A 3126-nucleotide genomic window follows, 5' to 3' on the forward strand; every position below is an offset into this window, starting at 1 on the left:
TCTACAGTCCTTGCACCTTCAATCGAGGATGTCCTGTTCCTTGGGGCAATCGTTGCCATAAGGACTGTTCTGAGTTACTTCCTCTCGAAAGAGACTCTCGAATACTCACTTGATTGATGTATATCATCTGATGATAAACGACGATAGAAGAAGTGGAGTGTTGCAAGAGAAATCCCGTTTACGAGATCTTCTTTGATCCATGGAAATATTCATATATAATTCAAAATGATATGTACAGTAACATGACAACAACACATATTGTTTTTGTAGGGCATCACAAAGATCGTCTTATAGAGTCGATTAGTGCCCTCCGTGAGATCCCCTTCTCAAAACTCTTCTTGATTGTGGGTGAAGATGAGAGTCTTCCGGGTGAGCAGATCGTCAAGAAGGTTGCTCTCGATATTCAGTCTGAGCTGAAGAAGTTATGGGATATCGAAATCCGGGCAATCGACAAAAAGTCAGTTCTGAAAGCGGCTAACCAGCTGCTTGGGATGATTAAAGATGAAAAGATTGCAGGCAATGACGTCCTCTTAAATGCATCAGGCTCTCTTCGGACACTCTCTGTTGGTGCTTATATTGCCGCCTGTATGACCCGATCCCGTATGATAACCTCGATCCCAAAGTATGATAATGCAGGAGAGGAGATCGGAGTTGATGAGGTTATTGAGATTCCTGTCATTCCGGTGGATTATCCCGGAGAGGAGCAGCGGCATATAATCACGTTAATTGGTGACGGTGTCGAGTCACTTGACAGCATAATCTTCATGATCACCCCTGAAATCCAGAAGGATAGTAAACAGTTCAGAAGCGAGCGTAGCAGACTCTCTCACCATCTCTCAAAGCTGGAAGAGGCTGGTTTCATTAAAAAAGAGAAACGTGGACGTAATATATCAATTCGGCTAACAGAACTTGGAAAGATGCTTGCTGAGATCGTCATCTCAAAAGTCATCTAATCTTTTTTTCCAAGAACCAGACGAATGAGATCTTCGGGATGATGTATGCGAAGTGTCCTGACAGAGGACTCTTTTGTCTCTTCAGGATGCCAGTCACCATATGCGGCATGAATGGTGCACATCCCCAGTCGTTTTGCGGGTTCGATATCACGTCTGATGCTATCTCCAACACAGATTGTATGAAATGGATCTGTTCTGAGGGAGTCAAGGGCCATCAGAAAAGAGTCTGGATTTGGTTTTCTTCTTCCACTCATATCAGGAGTTATAACGACTTCAAAGAATTTTGAGAGGTTTGCCTTTTTCAGTCGTTTTTCTGCATGATCTGAGTCCGCATCCGTAACAACGCCAAGACGAAGTCCATCTGATCTGAGTGCTGAAAGGGTTTCTTCAACTCCTTCATATGGCTGGATTGTTTGAAGTTTCACATCTTCATAGATGGTGCAGGATCTCAGATACGAAGCCGATCCGTTGACACCAATATCCGAGAGATAATCAAAGATATTGCCATAATCCTCAAATCCATGCCTCATTCTTAAGAAGTAGGAGAAGAGATCGGCTGAATCACCGCACCCAAGTGATTCGATGACAGCATTGCATGCCTGTCTCTTTGCATTGATGAAATCAACAAGTGTATTGTCAAGGTCGAAGATGACGGTATCAAAGAGATCGTCACGGAGAAGGAAGTCCTGCATATCCACCAGTTACTATACCTGTATCATGCGCATCTTGATACAGGTTTGGTTAGATACAATAGGTATGATGGGGGACCGGGGGTTAGCGTGAAACAGCTTCTGAGTCTCCGTGTCCTCTTTATCGCAGTATTCGCCTCAATGCTTGGGCTTGGGATTGTTGTCCCCCTCCTGCCCTATTATGCTGACACCCTTGGTGCGACCGGGATCGGAATCGGTCTGATCTTCTCGGGTTTTGCTCTATCGCGGGCAGTCTTTATGCCACTCATCGGTCGTTATTCTGACCGGAGGGGGAGGAAGTATTTCATTCTGATCGGACTGGGCCTCTTTACGATACTTTCTCTAACATACATCTTCGCACAGTCTGTTGCTGAACTGACGCTTATCAGGATTGCCCATGGTTTTGCATCAGCGATGGTAGTGCCGGTGGCAATGGCCTATGTTGCTGACCTCTCGCCAGCAGGTAAGGAGGGGATCTGCCTTGGGACTTTCAATACCTCCCTCTTCCTCGGACTTGGATGTGGTCCATTGATTGGCGGTGCGATTCTTGATGCAGTGGGTATTGAATACGTTTTTCTTCTGATGGGCTGCCTCTCGTTCGTCTCCTTTCTCGTATGCCTCGCCTACCTGCCTGAAGGGAAGAAGTCTCTCCGGATTTCATCATCGATCCTGGCTGCTGCAGGGAGTATCTGTATGCGGCCGATCCTCTTCTTCCGGATCATGAACGCATATGCAAACGGCACCTTCATGGTTTTTCTGCCGGTCATAGCGACGTTTGCTATGGGTCTGTCTGCATTTGAGACCGGTGTGATAATCTCCTCATCGATCCTGACGACAGGTCTTCTTCAGCGGTACTTCGGTAACCTTGCCGACAGGTTCTCAAAGACGAACCTGATTGCAGGTGGGAGTCTTGTTGTTTCGATCAGCCTCATTGCAATTCCGTTCTCTTCCGGGTTCTTTGGGTTGTTTGTACTCTCGTTTATCCTTGGTGTCGGGAGTGCTGTTGCCATCCCCGCATCGACTGCTGTTGTCGCAATCGCCGGCAGGTCATATGGGCAGGGAGCCTGTATGGGGGCATTTAACACAGCAATGAGTGTCGGGATGGTGACCGCTCCATTAATGTCGGGGTATGTGATGGATCTTCTGAATATTCGGGCGGCATTTGAGATCGCCGGGTTTATTTCCCTTCTATCGGTCATTCTATTTGTTCTCATGGCGCGAAGCGCCGGTATAGATGGATATCGGTCAGAAACAAAACAATAGATTTAAACTTACTGAAGAGGTATCCTCAAGAGGTGAATTGGATGGAGATCATCAAGATACCAAAGATGGAGAAGAAAGAGTATGACAGCCTCATTGAGGAGGGGTATGTGTCACGTATCGCATTTCAGGGTGAGAAGTATCCCTATATTGCACCATTCCTCTATGTCTTCGATGGGAAATTTCTGTACTTCCTCTCGACCAAGTATGGCAAGAAGATGAAC

5 protein-coding genes are annotated in these 3126 nt (G+C 46.4%); 4 read left to right on the forward strand and 1 reads right to left on the reverse strand.

Features of this window, described 5'->3' with window-relative positions; genetic code table 11:
• Nucleotides 1–117: DUF1622 domain-containing protein (locus tag Q7V06_RS10460; RefSeq protein ID WP_370650845.1), on the forward strand; the 117-nt coding region annotated here is incomplete at its 5' end.
• A 125-nt stretch (nt 118–242) separates the two neighbouring features.
• Nucleotides 243–953: a DUF6293 family protein gene (locus tag Q7V06_RS09710; RefSeq protein WP_304841001.1), complete on the forward strand. Its 711-nt coding sequence runs from the start codon at nt 243–245 to the stop codon at nt 951–953.
• Here the strand turns inward: Q7V06_RS09710 and Q7V06_RS09715 are convergent.
• The gene (locus Q7V06_RS09715) at nt 950–1645 is read right to left on the reverse strand and encodes an HAD family hydrolase (RefSeq protein WP_304841003.1); all 696 of its coding nucleotides are present in this window, start codon (nt 1643–1645) and stop codon (nt 950–952) included. The genes Q7V06_RS09710 and Q7V06_RS09715 overlap by 4 nt on opposite strands.
• A gap of 87 nt (nt 1646–1732) precedes the next feature.
• On the opposite strand from Q7V06_RS09715, the gene Q7V06_RS09720 reads away from it, so the two are divergent.
• Complete coding sequence (locus tag Q7V06_RS09720; RefSeq protein ID WP_304841005.1) at nt 1733–2905, forward strand: MFS transporter; 1173 nt, start codon at nt 1733–1735, stop codon at nt 2903–2905.
• 41 nt (nt 2906–2946) lie between these two features.
• A partial coding sequence (locus Q7V06_RS09725) for a pyridoxamine 5'-phosphate oxidase family protein (protein WP_304841007.1) occupies nt 2947–3126 on the forward strand: 180 nt, incomplete at its 3' end.

The sequence above is a fragment of the Methanocalculus sp. genome, from assembly GCF_030651615.1.
In the GTDB taxonomy this organism is placed as follows: Archaea; Halobacteriota; Methanomicrobia; order Methanomicrobiales; family Methanocorpusculaceae; genus Methanocalculus.

Coding starts and splice junctions, on each gene's coding strand:
- Q7V06_RS09710 (WP_304841001.1), top strand. CDS start 243: ATGACAACAACACATATTGTTTTTGTAGGGCATCACAAAGATCGTCTT.
- Q7V06_RS09715 (WP_304841003.1), bottom strand. CDS start 1,645: ATGCAGGACTTCCTTCTCCGTGACGATCTCTTTGATACCGTCATCTTC.